Below are 15,644 nucleotides of genomic sequence, written 5' to 3'. Positions count from 1 at the left end.
TTGCCGGGCATGATGGACGAACCGGCCTGCACCGGCGGGAGGTTGATCTCGCCGAGCCCGGCCCGCGGACCGGAGGAGAGCAGCCGCAGGTCGTTGCAGGTCTTGGAGAGCTTGACCGCGATGCGCTTGAGCACGCCGGACATCTGGACGAAGGCGCCGCAGTCCTGGGTCGCCTCCACCAGGTTGGCCGCGGTCGTCAACTCGAGCCCGGTGATGGCCGCGAGATGGCGGCGGGCCGCCTCGGCGTATCCGGCGGGGGCGTTGAGGCCGGTGCCTATGGCCGTGGCGCCGAGGTTGATCTCGTGGACGAGCAGGACGGCTTCGTCCAGTCGGCTCCGGTCCTCCTCCAGCATCACCGCGTACGCCGAGAACTCCTGGCCGAGCGTCATGGGGACGGCGTCCTGGAGCTGGGTGCGGCCCATCTTCAGGACGTCGCGGAACTCCTCGGCCTTGGCGGCGAAGGCGTCGCCCAGCACGGTCATGGCGGCGAGCAGTTCCCGCACGGCCGCGACGGTGGCCACCTTGACCGCCGTCGGGTAGACGTCGTTGGTGGACTGGCCGAGATTGACGTCCTCGTTCGGATGCAGGTGGCGGTAGTCGCCCTTGGCGTGGCCGAGCAGTTCGAGGGCCCGGTTGGCGATCACCTCGTTGGCGTTCATGTTCGTCGAGGTCCCCGCGCCACCCTGGACGACGTCGACCACGAACTGGTCGTGCAGCCTTCCGCCCCTGATCTCCCGGCAGGCGGCGGCGATCGCGTCGGCCTTCCGCGGGGAGAGCAGACCGAGGTCGCGGTTGGCGAGAGCGGCGGCCTCCTTCACGGCGGCGAGGGCGTCGACCAGGTGCGGGTACGCGGAGATCGCCGTGCCGGTGATCGGGAAGTTCTCCACGGCACGCGCCGTGTGGATGCCCCAGTACGCCTCGGCCGGCACCTCCCGGTCGCCGAGGAGGTCGTGTTCACGGCGCCGCCGATCGGTCATGGGCACAACAAAGTCCTTTGCTGGAGCAGGGGGAGTGAGGGGAGAGAAGAGGAGATGGGGGCGCCGGACACAACTCTGCGGTGCCGCCCTTGTTAAGTCCATCGGCAATTTCGCGGATTGCCTTTGAAGCTCTGCTTCACAGCGGAGGCAACTGCTGGTCTACTGCTCTCGTGATCGATCCTCGCAGGCTCCGGGTGCTGAAAGCGCTGGCGGAGCACGGCACCGTCACCGCGGCCGCCCAGGCCCTCTACCTCTCGCCCTCGGCCGCCTCGCAGCAGCTGGCGGCGCTGGAGGCCGAGGTCGGGCACCTGCTCCTGGAGCGGCGGGGACGGACCGTCCGGCTGACGCCCACCGGCGCGGTCCTGGCCGCCCACGCCGCCACGATCGCCGCACAGCTGGAACAGGCGGAGGCCGACATGGCCGCCTGCTCGGAGGGGCTGGCCGGCGAGGTGACCATCGCCGCGTTCGCGAGCGCCATCACCGAAGTGGTGGCCCCCGCGGTGGCCGAGCTGCGGGAGCGCGCCCCACGGGTGCGGGTCCGGGTCAAGGACGCCGAAGGACACGCGAGCCGCCGGCTGCTCATCGACGGCGCGGTCGACATCGCCCTGGGGGTGGATGACCGGGACACCCCCCGCCAGGACGGGGACCAGCTGCTGCGACGGCCGCTGTACGCGGAACCGTTCGACGTCGTCCTGCCCTCGGCCCACCCCCTGGCCGATGCCCCGGACGTGGCCCTGCACGAGTTGCGCGAGGATCCGTGGGTCACGCCATGGCCGGGCAACCCGGCGCACGATGTCGTCCTGCGGGCATGCGAGGAGGCGCGCTTCGACCCCCGCCCGGAGTGCCTGGCCGACGACTCGCGGGCGGTGTGCGCACTGGTCGCCGCCGGTGTCGGCGTGGCGCTCGTCCCCCGCTCCGCCTTGCACGGCATCGCCTTCAAGGGCGCCGTGATCCGCCCGGTGCGCGGCGGCCGGCCGACCCGGCGGGTGTTCACCGCCGTACGGAGCGGCAGCGAGGATCACCCGCTGCTGAAACTGACCCTGCACGCCCTGCGCGACCAGGCCACCCGCTTCTCGCCTGACCTGGACCCGACGGGATAATGGGTTTGCCCCAGCTCCCCGGCACCCACACAATCGTGCCCCATGGGTCACCTCGAAGCCGCGCACCTGGAGTACTACCTGCCTGACGGAAGGGCGCTGCTGGGTGATGTGTCGTTCCGGGTGGGGGAGGGGGCCGTCGTCGCCCTCGTGGGACCCAACGGCGCGGGGAAGACCACCCTGCTCCGGCTGCTCGCCGGTGAGCTGAAGCCGCACGGCGGATCCGTCACCGTCGGCGGCGGACTCGGCGTGATGCGGCAGTTCGTCGGATCCGTGCGCGACGAGACGACCGTACGGGACCTGCTCGTCTCGGTGGCCCCGCCCCGCATCCGAGAGGCCGCGCAGGCCGTCGACGCCGCTGAGCACGCCATCATGACCGTCGACGACGAGGCCGCCCAGCTGACGTACGCCCAGGCCCTCGCCGACTGGGCCGAGGCCCGCGGCTACGAGGCCGAGACGCTGTGGGACGTGTGCACCACGGCGGCGCTCGGCGTGCCGTACGACAAGGCGCAGTGGCGGCAGGTGCGCACGCTGTCCGGCGGTGAGCAGAAACGACTGGTGCTCGAGGCGCTGCTGCGCGGCACCGACGAGGTGCTTCTCCTCGACGAGCCCGACAACTACCTGGACGTGCCCGGCAAGCGCTGGCTGGAGGAACGCCTGAAGGAGACCCGTAAGACGGTCCTCTTCGTCTCCCACGACCGTGAACTCCTCGCACGCGCGGCCGAGAAGATCGTCTCTGTCGAGCCCTCACCCGCGGGGGCGGACGCCTGGGTGCACGGCGGCGGGTTCGCGACCTACCACGAGGCCCGGGGCCAACGCTTCGCCCGCTTCGAGGAGTTGCGCAAACGCTGGGACGAGAAGCACGCCCAGCTGAAGAAGCTGGTGCTGACCCTGCGTCAGGCGGCGGAGAACAGCCACGACATGGCCTCGCGCTACCGGGCCGCCCAGACCAGGTTGCGCAAGTTCGAGGAGGCCGGCCCGCCCCCGGAGCCGCCTCGCGAGCAGGACATCAGAATGCGCCTCAAAGGCGGCCGTACCGGAGTGCGGGCCGTCACCTGCGAGAACCTCGAGCTCACGGGCCTGATGAAGCCGTTCTCGCTGGAGGTCTTCTACGGCGAACGCGTCGCCGTCCTCGGCTCCAACGGCTCCGGCAAGTCCCACTTCCTTCGCCTGCTCGCCGGCGACGACGTGGCCCACACGGGCCACTGGAAGCTGGGGGCCCGGGTCGTGCCCGGCCACTTCGCGCAGACACACGCCCATCCGGAGCTCCAGGGCCGCACACTCCTCGACATCCTGTGGAAAGAGCACGCACAGGACCGGGGCGCCGCCATGTCCCGGCTGCGCCGCTACGAGCTGACGAACCAGGCCGAGCAGACGTTCGAGCGCCTGTCCGGCGGCCAGCAGGCCCGCTTCCAGATCCTCCTCCTGGAGCTGGAAGGCGCGACGGCCCTGCTGCTCGACGAGCCGACCGACAACCTGGACCTGGAGTCCGCCGAAGCGCTCCAGGAGGGCCTGGAGTCCTTCGAGGGCACGGTCCTCGCGGTCACCCACGACCGCTGGTTCGCCCGCTCCTTCGACCGCTACCTGGTCTTCGGCAGCGACGGCCGGGTCCGGGAAACCCCGGACCCGGTCTGGGACGAACGCAGAGTGGAACGAACGCGCTGAGAGGGTGCGCCGCCCCCTCAGGGGCGCGGGGCTGTCTCACCGTGCGGCTCCGCCGCGTGGGCGCGACCAGCCCCGACGCACCCGCACACGCGACGTGTGAAGCACCCCTACGGCGCCTGGGCGCACCACAACACCCCGCTCACTTCCACCGCAGCAGCGCCCCGAGGCCCCCCACCGGCACCTCCTCCTGGGAAACCGCCAGCGCGGGCGCATCGGTAGCCACCGCGGAGCGGATCAGCGCGTCGTCCGCCCGGGCGGGCCACGAGTTCTGCTCACCCAGGATCTTCAGGTCGGTGCGCCGCACAGCGACCTGGTCCGGGTCCTCGCCGATCCACACCTCGCGGTGCGCGTCCGGCCCGTCCGGCCTGATCAGCAGTTCGTCGATACGGTGCTCACGCGCCGCGTCGATCAGCGCCGGCACGCCCTCCACGGCCCCGGCGCGGCCCTCGCCGTCCGGGTTCCGGGCGGCCCGGAACCGGTCGAGCTCCGCCTCGGCCCGCCGCGCCACGTGCTCGGCGCGAGCCCGTTCCACGTCCTCGTCGAGGAGCCGGCTGCCGCTGCCGTGCGGCGCCTCGACGACGAGGTCGTGCAGCCGCTTGGGCAGCCGCTCGTGCACGGAGCGCCGCTCACGGTCGTCACCGACGAGAATCAGCAGGTCGGCCCGGGTCTCCTCCTGGCACACGGCGAGCGCGTCGGCGATCTCCGCGGCGTTGTGCTCCCAGGTGTTCTCCACCCGCAGCTGGAAATGCCGCTCGGACCAGTCCACGGAGCTCGTACGGTGCACCGGCCACTGGCGCCCGGTGACGCCCCCGGCGTCCTCGCTGCCGAGTCCGCTGCGCAGCTCGAAGTCCGCGCCCTTGCGGTCGACGTACGCCACCACGCACACCGGGTCCTCGCCGGCCAGCTCCAGCAGCGGCGTGACCCGCGGCAGCGGGGCCCATTCGGCCCAGTCACCGCCCTGCGGGGGACGGGCCAGCGGCGGGTCGAGGACCACCTCGCCGGCGCGGGCGAACAGGGCCCGGCCGTGCGGTTCCGAGGAGTGCGCCAGCTCCTCGACCGCGCTCTGTACGGCCCGGCACGTCGCCTCGTCCGCGCCCTGCTCGGCGAGCTCCCTGGCCATCGCCTGGGCCGTCAGCCGCCGCTCGTGCGGGGTGTCCTCCGTGTGCCGGGAGGTGTCGACGTACACGGAGGCCCAGGGGCCGGTGTGTTCGTACAGTGGGTGCAGAAAGGCGAGATCCATGGCTCCCTCCTGGATGCCGCTCGGGGGTAGTGCTCAGTTGCTCCCGGGGCGGGTACCCGGACCGCATGAACGAACACGACGAGCGGGGCGACACCATGACCGGAGTGGACCCTGGTCGGCTGGACGACCAGCAGCTCATGAAGGAGCTGGAGACCATCCACCGCACGCGCCACGACACGCTGCTCTACGGCTCGAACGACGCGCTGCGGGCCCACAACGAGCGCATGGCACAGCTCGAGGGCGAATACCTGCGCCGCAACCCACACCGTCCGGTGGCCGCGGGCCGCACACGCGAAGGGGCCCGGGAGCGGGGAAGCGGGGAGTCGGCGACTCCCACACCCCCCGGCACCTGAGCCCCTCGAAAGCGGACCAGCGGCCGGGTCCTTTCGCCCGGAGCGCCTCCCTCAGGCGGCCTCCTGGGCGAAGACCTCGAGGAAGGTCTCGCAGAACGCCTTCAGGTCGTCCGGCTTGCGGCTGGTGACCAGCTTGCCCGCCCCGTGGTCACAGACCTGCACCTGCTCGTCGACCCAGGTGCCGCCCGCGTTGCGGATGTCCGTCCGCAGACTCGGCCACGAGGTCAGCACCCGGCCGCGTACGACGTCCGCCTCGACCAGCGTCCACGGAGCGTGGCAGATCGCGGCCACGGGACGGCCCTGTTCGAAGAAGTCCCGGACGAACGCCACGGCCTTGTCGTCCATGCGCAGGAAGTCCGGGTTGGCCACGCCGCCCGGCAGCACCAGCGCCTCGAACGAGCGGGGCGAGGATTCGCCCACGACCTCGTCGACGGGGAAGGTGTCCGCCTTGTCGAGGTGGTTGAACGCCTGGATCTCCCCCTGCCGCGTCGACACCAGCACGGGCTCGTGACCAGCGTCCTTCGCGGCCTGCCACGGATCGGTCAGCTCGATCTGCTCGACACCCTCGGGTGCGACCAGAAACGCGATACGCATGATGTTCGACGTCCTTTCCTGTCTGCTCTTCCTCGGCGACGGCGTCACCGGGCGTCCGGCTCGGCGCGGCTGATGTCAGCGAGCGCCGACGCGGGATCCTCGGCCTCGGCCATGTCGCCGAGGCTCACGATCCCGACGGGCAGCCCGTTCTCCACCACCGGCAGCCGGCGCACCGCGTGCTCACGCATCAGCGCCACCGCGGTCGCCACCCGGTCGTCGGGCGCCACCGTCACCGGCTCCTTCGTGCACACGGTCCCCGCGCTCACGGTCATCGGGTCGGTGCCGTCGGCGACCGCCCGAACCGTGATGTCACGGTCGGTGAGCACCCCGATCACGTCCTGCCCGTCGGCCACCACCACGTCGCCGATGTTCTGCGTGCGCATCAACAGCGCCGCCTCGACGAGTGAGGCGTCCGGGCGCACGGCGACCACACCCGGGGTCATCACGTCCTTCACCAACTCGGCCTTCACGGGGCCTGCCCTCCGTCCGTCACCTGCACCGGCAGGGGGTCGCGGCCGCACCGGCGTGGTGCGGCCGCGAGGCCCCCGGGCGGTTCCTACGCGTACTCCTCCGGCCCGGTCTCCCGGGCTCGGACCAGGGCCTGGGCCAGCTCCTGGACGTTGCCGTAGCGCTCCTTGTGCGGCAGCCGCTCCAGGGCCTCGACGAGCACGTCGGGCGCCTGGTGTCCGCGCAACTCGCGGACCAGCTCCCGCGCGCTCGCGGGGAACGCCCTGCGGCCCAGGATCTTGGCCAGCTCCAGCCGTACCGACTCCAGGGACGTCGGCGCACGGCTCGGTGTCACCGGCCCGTACGCGACCTCGGGGTCGTCCTCGGCGGCCGGCTCCGGGTCGTGCCACTCCTCACTGCGGGTGGGGTGCCCGGACCTGAGCAGACCCTGCAGTTCGTGCTTCATCTCGTCGTCCCGGTGGACGTTCAGCCGGTCGCTGCCTCGCTGCATGTCTCCCTCCAGACCTTCGGGGGTCCGCACCGCGTACCCGTACACCGGAAGCCGACACGGGTTCCGTCCACCGGATCGCCGCCCACCGCGCTGGTTTGCGCCACCGCCTCCGGGAGACCCGGGTCACACCCCCCCACACATCCCTGGGGAAGGACACGTCATGGCGCTGTTCGCTGTGCTCATCCCGCTGCTCATGCTCGGAGTGGTGCTGGTGCTGGGCCGTTACGAGGAACTGCTGCTGCCGCAGGACGACGCCGACCGGAGCGAACCGGTCGGCGTGCCTCCTGCCCCTGCGGCGGCTACTTCTTCTCCCGCCCAGGCAGGAACTCCTGCACCTTCGCCTTGAAGCCCTGCTTGACCACCGATCCCCGGTCCGCGTCGCCCTTCAGGATCGACGCGGCGGTCGCCTCCATCTGATCCCAGGTGGCGTGCGGCGGGATCGGTGGGACAGCCGGGTCGGTCAGGAACTCGACCACCGCCGGACCGTCCGCCTCCAGCGCGGCACGCCAGGCCGCCTCGACGTCCTCCGGCTTCTCGACCCTGATACCGGTCAGCCCCAGCGAGCGGGCGAACGCCGCGTACTGTACGTCCGGGAGCTCCTGCGAGGGCAGGAACGACGGGGCGCCCTCCATGGCCCGCATCTCCCATGTGACCTGATTCAGATCGTGGTTGTTCCACACCGCGACCACCAGCCGCGGGTCCTCCCACAGATGCCGGTACTTCGCCGCCGTGATCAGCTCCGCCATCCCGTTCATCTGCATCGCCCCGTCCCCGACCAGCGCGATCGCCGGCCGGTCCGGGTGCGCGAACTTCGCGCCGATCACGTACGGCACCCCGCAGCCCATCGTCGCCAGCGTCCCGGACAGCGAACCGCGCATGCCCGGCCGCATGGTCAGGTGCCGGGCGTACCAGTTCGCCGTCGAGCCCGAGTCGGAGGTGACGATCGCGTTGTCCGGCAGCAGCGGGTCCAGCGCGCGGGCCACGTACTCCGGGTTGATGGGATCGGCGTCGAGCCCCGCCCGGCGCTCCATGACGTCACGCCAGCGCGTGACGTTGTCGCACACCGTGTCGTACCACTCGCGTCCGCGCCCGCCCTCGATCAGCGGGATCAGCCGCTCCAGGGTGGCCTTCGCGTCACCGACCAGGTTCACCTCGTACGGGTAGCGCATCCCGACCATGTGCGGGTCGATGTCGATCTGCACACCCCGCGCCTTGCCGAACTCCGGCAGGAACTGGGAGTACGGGAACGACGAGCCGATGGTCAGCAGGGTGTCGCAGTCCCGCATCAGCTCGTATGACGGGCGCGTGCCCAGCAGGCCGATCGAGCCGGTGACGTACGGCAGTTCGTCGCTGATGACGTCCTTGCCGAGCAGCGCCTTGGCGACGCCCGCGCCGAGCAGCTCGGCGATCCGCTCCACCTCGGCCCGCGCGCCGGCCGCGCCCTGGCCGACCAGAATCGCCACCTTGTCACCGGAGTTGAGGATCTCGGCGGCCCGCCGCACCGAGTCCTCGGAGGGCACCGCCGTCCACGAGCTGCGGTCCAGACTCGACGGGACCATCTTGAACTCGTGCGTCGGCGGCGAGTAGTCGAGCTCCTGCACATCGCCGGGGATGATGATCGCGGTCGGGCAGCGCCGCGCGTAGGCGGTGCGGATCGCCCGGTCCAGCACGTTCGGCAGCTGCTCCGGCACCGTCACCGTCTCCACGAAGTCGGAGGCGACGTCCTTGAACAGCGTGTGCAGATCCACCTCCTGCTGGTAGGAGCCGCCCATCGCGGTGCGGTGCGTCTGCCCGACGATCGCCAGCACCGGCACATGGTCCAGCTTGGCGTCGTACAGGCCGTTCAGCAGATGGATCGCGCCCGGCCCCGACGTCGCGGCGCACACCCCGAGACGGCCGCTGAACTTCGCGTAGCCGACCGCCTGGAACGCGGACATCTCCTCGTGCCGCGACTGCACGAAACGTGGCTCGTTCTCGGCCCGGCCCCACGCGGCGAGCAGGCCGTTGATCCCGTCGCCCGGATAGCCGAAGACCTGTTCCACCCCCCACTCGCGCAACCTGTGCAGGACGTGGTCGGAGACGTTGGTGCTCATGTACGACCTCCCGGACGTAGGGGGAACGGGCCAGCAGTCCGAGTCACCCCGCGGGACGGCGGAAAACCTGGGGCGGGTTTGCGGGCAGGGGGGAGGGGCAGGCGCCCCGAAGTGCTTCGGACAGGAGGCACGCCCGTGAGAGCGGCGCCAGGCGCCGCCACCGGCGATCCTGTCGCACGACGTTCGCGCTCCCACGGTGACCGTCCGTCCACCCCAGGCACCTGCAAGGGATTGCGACGCATCATGTCGATTCACACACGCACGAAGCAGCACCCCCACGACGACGCCCCCGACACGGCAGACGCCTTCCGCAGGCTCGCCGCCCTCCCCGCCGGGCCCGAGCGCGACGCGCTCCGCGACGAGATCGTCGAGGCCTGGCTGCCCATGGCCGACCGTCTGGCCGGACGCTTCCGCAGCCGCGGCGAGAACTTCGAGGACCTGCGCCAGGTGGCGGCCCTCGGCCTGGTCAAGGCCGTCGACCGGTACGACCCCGAACTCGGCAACGCCTTCGAGAGCTACGCGGTGCCCACCGTCACGGGCGAGATCAAGCGGCACTTCCGCGACCACATGTGGACCCTGCACGTTCCCCGCCGGGTCCAGGACCTGCGCAACCGTGTCCGGCTCGCCTCCCAGGAACTGTCCCAGACCATCTCCGGCCGCCGGCCCACCGTCGCCGAGATCGCCGAGCACGCGCAGATGAGCGAGGAGGACGTCAAGGCCGGCCTGGAGGCGCTGGAGAGCTTCACCGCCCTGTCCCTGGACGCGGAGCTGCCCGGCGGCGAGGACGGGTACTCCCTGAGCGACGCCCTGGGGTCCCCTGACCCCGCGCTGGACACGGTCGTCGACCGTGAGTCCGTGAAGGACCGGCTGGCGGCGTTGCCCGAGCGGGAGCGGACGATTCTGTACATGCGGTTCTTCGGGGACATGACGCAGAGCCGGATCGCCGAGGAGCTGGGGATCTCGCAGATGCACGTGTCCCGGTTGATCAGCCGGTGCTGCGGCCGTGTGCGGGAGCAGGTCATGCGGGATGTCGCGTAGCGCGTTCACCCGGTCGGAGGGTGCTGTCCCGCTAATGGGGGCCGGTCGCGCGCGGTGGCGTACCGGGATGGCTGTGATGGCAGAAGGGCATTCCTGCCGTCGCCCGAAGGAGCTCGCGCCATGCGCCGCACCCTCCACGCACTGTCCGTCGCCGTCCTGGCCGGCTCGGCCCCGCTGAGCTTCGCGCCGGTCGCCGCCGCCGAACCCGCCGCCGAGGTCAGCCCGGCCACCGTCGAGCCCGGAGGCACGCTCACCGTCTCGGTGAGCTGTGATCCGGACGGCGGGCATCCGCCCGACACCATCGACGCGACCTCGCGCGCCTTCGACGCGGGCACGGTCCCGCTGCGCAAGGTGACCGGTAACGACGACAAGGTGTCCGGACCCGCCTACCGCGGCACGGCCCGTATCGCTTCCGCCGAGAACCTGGGGGGCGACTCGGGCGCCCAGGGCAAGGACTCGGCGTGGACCGTCGACGGCGCCTGTCCCGCCGCTCCCGGTGGGAAGGGCAAGGAGTGGAGCGCGACGTTCACCGTGGCCCGCGGCGGTGGCGGTCACCACCCGTCGCACAAGCCGTCCCACGAACCCGCTCACAAGCCCTGCCACGCCGATGAGCCTGACTACGAAACGGGCGGCGAGGCGGCCGACGAGCTGGGTGGCGAGCCGACCGGTGACCCGGGTGAGGTGGCAGGCGAGGTGGCCGGTGATCCGGGCGGGGAATCGGCTGACGTGCCGGGCGACGAGCTGGCCGGTGGCGTCCGACGTACCGGGCGGCGGGCTGGCCGGTGAAGCGTCCGACGTGCCGGGCGGCGGGCTGGCCGGTGAAGCGTCCGACGTACCGGGCGGCGAGTCGGCCGGCGAAGCGTGGCAGCACGAGGACGAGTGCGGCGGAGCGGTCGTGCGGCGCGGGGTGCGGGCCGGTGACGGCGGCGCCTTCAGCGACTCCGTGCCCGCCCTGGTCGCAGGCGGCGTGCTGATCGCGGGCGCGTTCGGCGCCGCCGTACACCGGCTGCGCAACCGGGAGAACGACCCCTACCGCTGACCCCCACACGCACCGCCGCCCCCGGAGGTCCCCTGCTTCCCCGGCCCGGCCCGATCATGCTGTGATCGTCACGACCCGGCGGGGCGCCCATGGGGCGGCGGCGTCCTGGGTACTCGGAGGCCGAAGGCACGAGCCCGCACCGTACGGAACACCGGGCAGCGGACGGCGCACGCGCCGAAGGTGACACAAGGCGGCACCAGGCACTGGCTCTGGCCCTGGCCCTGCGGAGGTACGGATGCGGCGGACGGACCCGCAAGGCCACGGCCCCGTCCGGTTCGGGCCGCCGCTCCCCGAGGACGGACTGCCCGTACTGCCGGAGCTGTCCGCGGTGCTCGCCGCCGCGGCCTCCCGCGGTGACCACGAGCCGGTCGGCGGCGGTCCCGCCGTGCGCGAGGCCGCCTGCGGCTACTGGGACAGGCGCGGCCTGCCCTGCGCCCCCGACCGCGTGGCCGCCGGCCCCGGCGCCCCCGCCCTGCTGCTCGCCCTGACCGCCGCCCTGGGCGGCGACGTCCTCGTGCCCAGGCCCTGCGCCGCCTGGTGGGCGCCGTACGCCCGCCTGCTGGGACGCCCCGTCTTTCATGTGCCGACCCCGCCGGAGAGCGGTGGTGTGCCCGACCCGTACGCCCTGCTGGAGACCGCGCGCCGGGTCCGCGCCGAGGGCGGCGACCCCCGCCTGCTCGTGCTGTCCGTCGCCGACGACCCCACGGCCGGCGTCGCCCCTCCCGAGCTCCTGCACGAGACCGTCGAGGCCGCCCAGGGAGAGAACCTGCACCTGGTCAGCGACGAGACCTGGCGCGACACCCTGCACGACCCGCACGGCACCGTGCTGCTCAGCCCCGCCGAGATGCTGCCCGACCGGGTCACCGTCGTCACCGACCTGGCCGGTGCCCTGCTCCCGCCGGGCTGGCCGGCCGCCGTGGCCCGCTTCCCGGCCGGCGACGACGCCGAAGGCCTCCACGCGCGCGTGCTCGACGTCCTCACGGCCCTCGACGCCCGCGTCGCCGCCCCCGTCGCGGCGGCGGCCGCCTACGCCCTGGGAGAACCGGAACCGGTCAGGGAGCGCGTCGCCACCGCCGTACGCCTGCACGCACGCGTGGCTGCCGAGGCACACTCCGCCGTCGTCACCGCGGGTGCCCTCGCCCGGCCCCCGCAGGCCGGCCGCCACCTGTACGTCGACCTCACCCCGCTGCGTCCCGCGCTCAGCGCGCACGGCGTCGGCGACGCACAGGAACTGGAGGACTTCCTCTCGGCCCGCATCGGCATGCCCGCCCCGGGCGGCCACCGCTTCGGCGACGAGCTCGAGGTCCCGCGCGTGCGGCTGTCCACCGGCGCACTGTTGCACGGCTCCGACACGGAACGCGCGGAATGCCTCACCTCCCCCACGCCGTTGGAACTGCCGCACGTGCGGCGCGCGTTGATCCAGCTGAAGTCGGCCTTCGACGATCTCCGCGACGACGCTCAGCGATGGGAGCCTCCTCGATGACGCAGCAGTCCGAGTCGACCACGACCTCGACCACGACCACGACCTCGACCAGGACCACCCAGGAAGCCGGCGCTCCGGCCCTCACGTCCCCTCCGGCGTCCCCGTACCCGCCGCTGGCGGAGCCGAGGCCGCTGGCCGAACGCCGGGTGTGGCCGCGCACCTTCCACGACCGGCTGACCGCCCCCCTCCCGGGCCTGAAGGCCATGGCCCGCTTCGCCCGCGAAGGCGCCGTGAGACCCGGCCCGGAAGGCCTCGCCGACATCCCCCGGCTGCCCTACGAGCCGGGCCCGCTGCCGCGCGTCGACGCCGGCACGGTCGCCGTCACCTGGGCGGGACACGCCAGCTGGGTGATCCGCATCGGCGGTCTCACCGTCCTCACCGACCCGGTCTGGTCCCGCCGGATCCTCGGAACCCCGGCCCGCGTCACACCCGTGGGCGTCCCCTGGGAGGCGCTGCCGCGCGTCGACGCCGTCGTCATCAGCCACAACCACTACGACCACCTGGACGCCCCCACGCTGCGCAGACTCCCGCGCGACACCCCCGTGTTCGTCCCGGCCGGGCTCGGACGCTGGTTCCACCGCCGCCGTTTCACTCGCGTCACCGAACTCGACTGGTGGGAGGCGGCCCAAATCGACGGTGTCCGCTTCGACTTCGTCCCGTCCCACCACTGGTCCAAGCGCACCCTCACCGACACCTGCCGCAGCCTGTGGGGCGGCTGGGTCCTCACCGACCAGCAGGGCCGGCGCGTCTACTTCGCCGGCGACACCGGCTACGGCCACTGGTTCTCCCGCATCGGCCGCCGCTACCCCGGCATCGACCTCGCGCTCCTGCCCATCGGCGCCTACGACCCGCGCTGGTGGCTCAGCGACGTCCACTGCGACCCGGAGGAGGCGGTTCTGGCCGCCCAGGACCTGGGCGCGACCAGGATGGCCCCCATGCACTGGGCCACCTTCGTGCTGTCGGCGGAGCCGGTCCTCGAACCCCTCACCCGCGTCCGGGCGGCATGGGAGAAGGCGGGCCTGCCCCGCGAAAACCTGTGGGACATGCCGGTGGGCGCGTCAAAGGTGCTGTAGACACGCCGGCCTCTCAGGGACGCGGGGAACTGCGCACCCGCCGCACCACACTCGGCACCGCGCTGATCACCAGGGTCAGCCCGATCGCCGCCACCACACCCTGCCACGGCTCGTCGAACAGCGACCCCCCGAGGACCCCGATCAACTGATACGTCAAGGCCCAGGCCACGCAGGCCGGCAGATTCCCCCGGGAGAACCGCCGCAGCGGCCACTCGGCCAGCAGGCAGGCCAGCATCACGGGGATACGCCCCGCCGGTACCAGCCGGGACAGCACCAGTACGGCGACACCATGCGCCGCGAGTTTCTCCTGCGCCTGCGCCAGCCGGTCCTCCGGCGCCCGTGCCCGGATCCGCTCCAGCCAGCGCGACCCGTTCCTCGACTTCAGCCCACGCCGCCCCAGCCAGTACAGCGTCGCGTCACCGAGGAACGCCGCGAGCGACGCCGTCACGAACACCATCAGCATCGAGAACGGCGCCATCTGGTGGAAGGCGACCACAGCCGCCGAACTCACCAGCGCCCCTGTGGGGATCACCGGCAGCAACGTCCCGACCAGGACCAGCAGGAAGAGCATGGGATACCCGACCGCCTGCTGCGTGGACTCCGGCAGGATCGGCGCGGGGGTGACGGCCGACGCGACGAGCAGAGGCGCGCCGGCCTGCGCTATCGGCGCGGTCCAGGTCACCGCGCGACCTCCACGCGCACACTCTCCCCGTGCCCGAGCCGGTGCACCGTCACGCCGGGTGCGCGCCGGGCCGCGAGGCGCACGAACTCGTCGCCCGGCGCGTGGAACTCGTGGGGGCGCACGGCGTCCATCCCGATCGGCCAGTACGTGCCGTAGTGCACGGGCACCGCACTGCACGGCGCCAGCCGCGCCAGCGCCTCCGCCGCCCGCCCGGCATCCAGGTGCCCGTCGCCGAGGTACGGCCCCCAGCCGCCCACCGGCAGCAGCGCCACCTCGACCGGTCCGACCTCCTTGGCCATCTCGTCGAACAGCCCCGTGTCCCCGGCGAAGTACGTCCGGGCCTCACCGGCGATGACGTAGCCGAGCGCGGGGGAGCGGTGCGGTCCGAGCGGCAGCCGGCGCCCGTCGTGCCGCGCGGGCACCGCCCGTACGACGATGTCACCGACCGGCGTCTCGTCCCCGGGAGCCATCTCGCTCACCCGCAGGTGCGTGAGCCGGCGCAGACCGGGCACCGCCCGGCGCGCACCCCGGGGCACGAACAGGCGAGTGCCCGGAGCGAGCCGCATCAGCGACGGCACGTGCAGGTGGTCGGCGTGCAGGTGCGACACGAGCGCCACGTCCGCGAGGCGGGCGCTCGGCGGTGGCACGGCCCCGCGCCGCCGGCGCAGGTGCGCGAGCCGGCGCGCGAACAGAGGGTCGGTGAGCACCCGTACGTTCGAGTCCTCCACCGTGCACGTCGCGTGACCCCACCAGGTGATCTCCACCGGCACCTCTTTGCCTCCTTCGCGCGACTCCCCGAAGCCTACGTGCAGGAGTAGGGTCGGCGGCGAAACCGGAGGTGAGGGGGACGCCATGGTGCCCGTGCGGGTCACGGCGATCGCGAGTCTGACGCCGCTGGAGGAACTGGACGAGGACCCGTTCCTGGTCGACTCCCGCAGCCAGCACGCGATGTGCGCCCGGTGGGCCGCCGAGCGGGGATACGTGGTCAGCCGGGAGTTACTGGTCCGGGGTTTGCGCCCGGACCACGGCGTGCTGTGGGACGGCGTCCGGCCCGGTCTCGACCTGTTCGTGGCGCCCAGCAGGCGGGTGCTGGAGAGCGCGCTCGCGTCCGTCGAGGAGTTCACCGCGGAGTGTGCGCGGCGCGGGGTGCGGGTCGAGACGGTGGGGCACGCGGAGCCGGCGTACGACGCGGCGATGAAGGCGTGCGTGCACCGCCGGCTGTCGATGCCGACGGCCGGTTACGACGGCCGCTGACGCCGCTGACGTCCCGTCGTGGTTGCCGCCGCCGCGGCGGGAAACAAGGAATGTCCTCGGCCCGGAGGAAGAGCGCAGGGACAAAGGGCGTTCCCCCG

General features: G+C 72.5%; 18 protein-coding genes. 10 read left to right on the top strand and 8 right to left on the bottom strand.

Annotation, left to right across the window (positions count from 1 at the left end):
* Positions 1 to 977 (bottom strand): aspartate ammonia-lyase (locus IE97_RS0127740; RefSeq protein ID WP_030246168.1); only part of this gene is annotated, 977 nt, incomplete at its 3' end.
* Positions 978 to 1,147: 170 nt separating this feature from the next.
* On the opposite strand from IE97_RS0127740, the gene IE97_RS0127735 reads away from it, so the two are divergent.
* Both IE97_RS0127735 and IE97_RS0127730 read left to right on the top strand, forming a co-directional pair.
* Positions 1,148 to 2,077 (top strand): LysR family transcriptional regulator, encoded by a 930-nt coding sequence (locus tag IE97_RS0127735; RefSeq protein ID WP_030246165.1) that lies wholly within the window; start codon positions 1,148 to 1,150, stop codon positions 2,075 to 2,077.
* A 42-nt stretch (positions 2,078 to 2,119) separates the two neighbouring features.
* Positions 2,120 to 3,739: an ABC-F family ATP-binding cassette domain-containing protein gene (locus IE97_RS0127730; protein ID WP_030246161.1), complete on the top strand. Its 1,620-nt coding sequence runs from the start codon at positions 2,120 to 2,122 to the stop codon at positions 3,737 to 3,739.
* A 139-nt stretch (positions 3,740 to 3,878) separates the two neighbouring features.
* On the opposite strand, the gene IE97_RS0127725 is transcribed toward IE97_RS0127730, so the two are convergent.
* Positions 3,879 to 4,979, bottom strand: coding sequence for a Vms1/Ankzf1 family peptidyl-tRNA hydrolase (locus IE97_RS0127725; protein ID WP_030246158.1), 1,101 nt, complete (start codon positions 4,977 to 4,979; stop codon positions 3,879 to 3,881).
* A gap of 65 nt (positions 4,980 to 5,044) precedes the next feature.
* On the opposite strand from IE97_RS0127725, the gene IE97_RS0127720 reads away from it, so the two are divergent.
* Complete coding sequence (locus IE97_RS0127720) at positions 5,045 to 5,332, top strand: DUF6158 family protein (protein WP_030246156.1); 288 nt, start codon at positions 5,045 to 5,047, stop codon at positions 5,330 to 5,332.
* A gap of 51 nt (positions 5,333 to 5,383) precedes the next feature.
* On the opposite strand, the gene IE97_RS0127715 is transcribed toward IE97_RS0127720, so the two are convergent.
* From IE97_RS0127715 to IE97_RS0127705, 3 genes are all read right to left on the bottom strand, one after another.
* Positions 5,384 to 5,926: a type 1 glutamine amidotransferase domain-containing protein gene (locus IE97_RS0127715; protein WP_030246154.1), complete on the bottom strand. Its 543-nt coding sequence runs from the start codon at positions 5,924 to 5,926 to the stop codon at positions 5,384 to 5,386.
* A gap of 44 nt (positions 5,927 to 5,970) precedes the next feature.
* On the bottom strand, positions 5,971 to 6,369 hold the full coding sequence (locus IE97_RS0127710) for a CBS domain-containing protein (protein ID WP_037844900.1): 399 nt from the start codon (positions 6,367 to 6,369) through the stop codon (positions 5,971 to 5,973).
* Between the two features lie 113 nt (positions 6,370 to 6,482).
* The gene (locus IE97_RS0127705; RefSeq protein WP_030246149.1) at positions 6,483 to 6,884 is read right to left on the bottom strand and encodes a DUF2795 domain-containing protein; all 402 of its coding nucleotides are present in this window, start codon (positions 6,882 to 6,884) and stop codon (positions 6,483 to 6,485) included.
* A gap of 160 nt (positions 6,885 to 7,044) precedes the next feature.
* Here IE97_RS0127705 and IE97_RS40835 point away from each other — a divergent pair, with 160 nt between their 5' ends.
* Positions 7,045 to 7,230: a hypothetical protein gene (locus IE97_RS40835; RefSeq protein WP_078603414.1), complete on the top strand. Its 186-nt coding sequence runs from the start codon at positions 7,045 to 7,047 to the stop codon at positions 7,228 to 7,230.
* Here the strand turns inward: IE97_RS40835 and IE97_RS0127700 are convergent.
* Positions 7,184 to 8,977, bottom strand: a complete 1,794-nt coding sequence (locus IE97_RS0127700; RefSeq protein ID WP_030246146.1) for a thiamine pyrophosphate-requiring protein — start codon at positions 8,975 to 8,977, stop codon at positions 7,184 to 7,186. The two genes, IE97_RS40835 and IE97_RS0127700, sit on opposite strands and share 47 nt — an antisense overlap.
* A gap of 243 nt (positions 8,978 to 9,220) precedes the next feature.
* On the opposite strand from IE97_RS0127700, the gene IE97_RS0127695 reads away from it, so the two are divergent.
* From IE97_RS0127695 to IE97_RS0127675, 5 genes are all read left to right on the top strand, one after another.
* A complete protein-coding gene (locus IE97_RS0127695; protein ID WP_030246144.1) occupies positions 9,221 to 10,015 on the top strand; it encodes an RNA polymerase sigma factor SigF in 795 nt (264 codons plus the stop codon).
* A gap of 120 nt (positions 10,016 to 10,135) precedes the next feature.
* The gene (locus IE97_RS0127690) at positions 10,136 to 10,801 is read left to right on the top strand and encodes a hypothetical protein (protein ID WP_051705151.1); all 666 of its coding nucleotides are present in this window, start codon (positions 10,136 to 10,138) and stop codon (positions 10,799 to 10,801) included.
* On the top strand, positions 10,764 to 11,054 hold the full coding sequence (locus tag IE97_RS0127685; RefSeq protein ID WP_030246139.1) for a hypothetical protein: 291 nt from the start codon (positions 10,764 to 10,766) through the stop codon (positions 11,052 to 11,054). Before IE97_RS0127690 ends, IE97_RS0127685 begins: the two co-directional genes overlap by 38 nt.
* 235 nt (positions 11,055 to 11,289) lie before the next feature.
* Positions 11,290 to 12,537, top strand: a complete 1,248-nt coding sequence (locus tag IE97_RS0127680; RefSeq protein WP_030246136.1) for an aminotransferase class I/II-fold pyridoxal phosphate-dependent enzyme — start codon at positions 11,290 to 11,292, stop codon at positions 12,535 to 12,537.
* Entirely contained in the window at positions 12,534 to 13,610 is a 1,077-nt protein-coding gene (locus IE97_RS0127675) for an MBL fold metallo-hydrolase (RefSeq protein ID WP_030246134.1), read from the top strand. Before IE97_RS0127680 ends, IE97_RS0127675 begins: the two co-directional genes overlap by 4 nt.
* Before the next feature lie 13 nt (positions 13,611 to 13,623).
* Here IE97_RS0127675 and IE97_RS0127670 read toward each other — a convergent pair whose 3' ends face one another.
* Together IE97_RS0127670 and IE97_RS0127665 are read right to left on the bottom strand one after the other, a co-directional pair.
* Complete coding sequence (locus tag IE97_RS0127670; protein ID WP_030246131.1) at positions 13,624 to 14,292, bottom strand: VTT domain-containing protein; 669 nt, start codon at positions 14,290 to 14,292, stop codon at positions 13,624 to 13,626.
* Positions 14,289 to 15,062 carry an MBL fold metallo-hydrolase gene (locus IE97_RS0127665; RefSeq protein ID WP_030246128.1) on the bottom strand — a complete coding sequence of 258 codons (774 nt, stop codon included), beginning with the start codon at positions 15,060 to 15,062 and terminating at the stop codon, positions 14,289 to 14,291. The genes IE97_RS0127670 and IE97_RS0127665 overlap by 4 nt, the downstream gene beginning before the upstream one ends.
* 82 nt (positions 15,063 to 15,144) lie before the next feature.
* Between IE97_RS0127665 and IE97_RS0127660 the strand changes: the two genes are divergently transcribed.
* Complete coding sequence (locus tag IE97_RS0127660) at positions 15,145 to 15,546, top strand: hypothetical protein (protein ID WP_030246126.1); 402 nt, start codon at positions 15,145 to 15,147, stop codon at positions 15,544 to 15,546.
* The last annotated feature ends 98 nt before the right edge of the window (positions 15,547 to 15,644 follow it).

It is taken from the genome of Streptomyces sp. NRRL S-455, from assembly GCF_000717875.1.
Lineage (GTDB): Bacteria > Actinomycetota > Actinomycetes > Streptomycetales > Streptomycetaceae > Streptomyces.
This window is presented reverse-complemented; position numbering and strand designations above follow the sequence as displayed.

What these genes read in the sequence shown, in the direction of transcription:
- IE97_RS0127730 (WP_030246161.1), top strand. Translation starts at nt 2,120, where the DNA reads ATGGGTCACCTCGAAGCCGCGCACCTGGAGTACTACCTGCCTGACGGA.
- IE97_RS0127725 (WP_030246158.1), bottom strand. Translation starts at nt 4,979, where the DNA reads ATGGATCTCGCCTTTCTGCACCCACTGTACGAACACACCGGCCCCTGG.
- IE97_RS0127720 (WP_030246156.1), top strand. Translation starts at nt 5,045, where the DNA reads ATGAACGAACACGACGAGCGGGGCGACACCATGACCGGAGTGGACCCT.
- IE97_RS0127715 (WP_030246154.1), bottom strand. Translation starts at nt 5,926, where the DNA reads ATGCGTATCGCGTTTCTGGTCGCACCCGAGGGTGTCGAGCAGATCGAG.
- IE97_RS0127710 (WP_037844900.1), bottom strand. Translation starts at nt 6,369, where the DNA reads ATGACCCCGGGTGTGGTCGCCGTGCGCCCGGACGCCTCACTCGTCGAG.
- IE97_RS0127705 (WP_030246149.1), bottom strand. Translation starts at nt 6,884, where the DNA reads ATGCAGCGAGGCAGCGACCGGCTGAACGTCCACCGGGACGACGAGATG.
- IE97_RS40835 (WP_078603414.1), top strand. Translation starts at nt 7,045, where the DNA reads ATGGCGCTGTTCGCTGTGCTCATCCCGCTGCTCATGCTCGGAGTGGTG.
- IE97_RS0127700 (WP_030246146.1), bottom strand. Translation starts at nt 8,977, where the DNA reads ATGAGCACCAACGTCTCCGACCACGTCCTGCACAGGTTGCGCGAGTGG.
- IE97_RS0127695 (WP_030246144.1), top strand. Translation starts at nt 9,221, where the DNA reads ATGTCGATTCACACACGCACGAAGCAGCACCCCCACGACGACGCCCCC.
- IE97_RS0127690 (WP_051705151.1), top strand. Translation starts at nt 10,136, where the DNA reads ATGCGCCGCACCCTCCACGCACTGTCCGTCGCCGTCCTGGCCGGCTCG.
- IE97_RS0127680 (WP_030246136.1), top strand. Translation starts at nt 11,290, where the DNA reads ATGCGGCGGACGGACCCGCAAGGCCACGGCCCCGTCCGGTTCGGGCCG.
- IE97_RS0127675 (WP_030246134.1), top strand. Translation starts at nt 12,534, where the DNA reads ATGACGCAGCAGTCCGAGTCGACCACGACCTCGACCACGACCACGACC.
- IE97_RS0127660 (WP_030246126.1), top strand. Translation starts at nt 15,145, where the DNA reads ATGGTGCCCGTGCGGGTCACGGCGATCGCGAGTCTGACGCCGCTGGAG.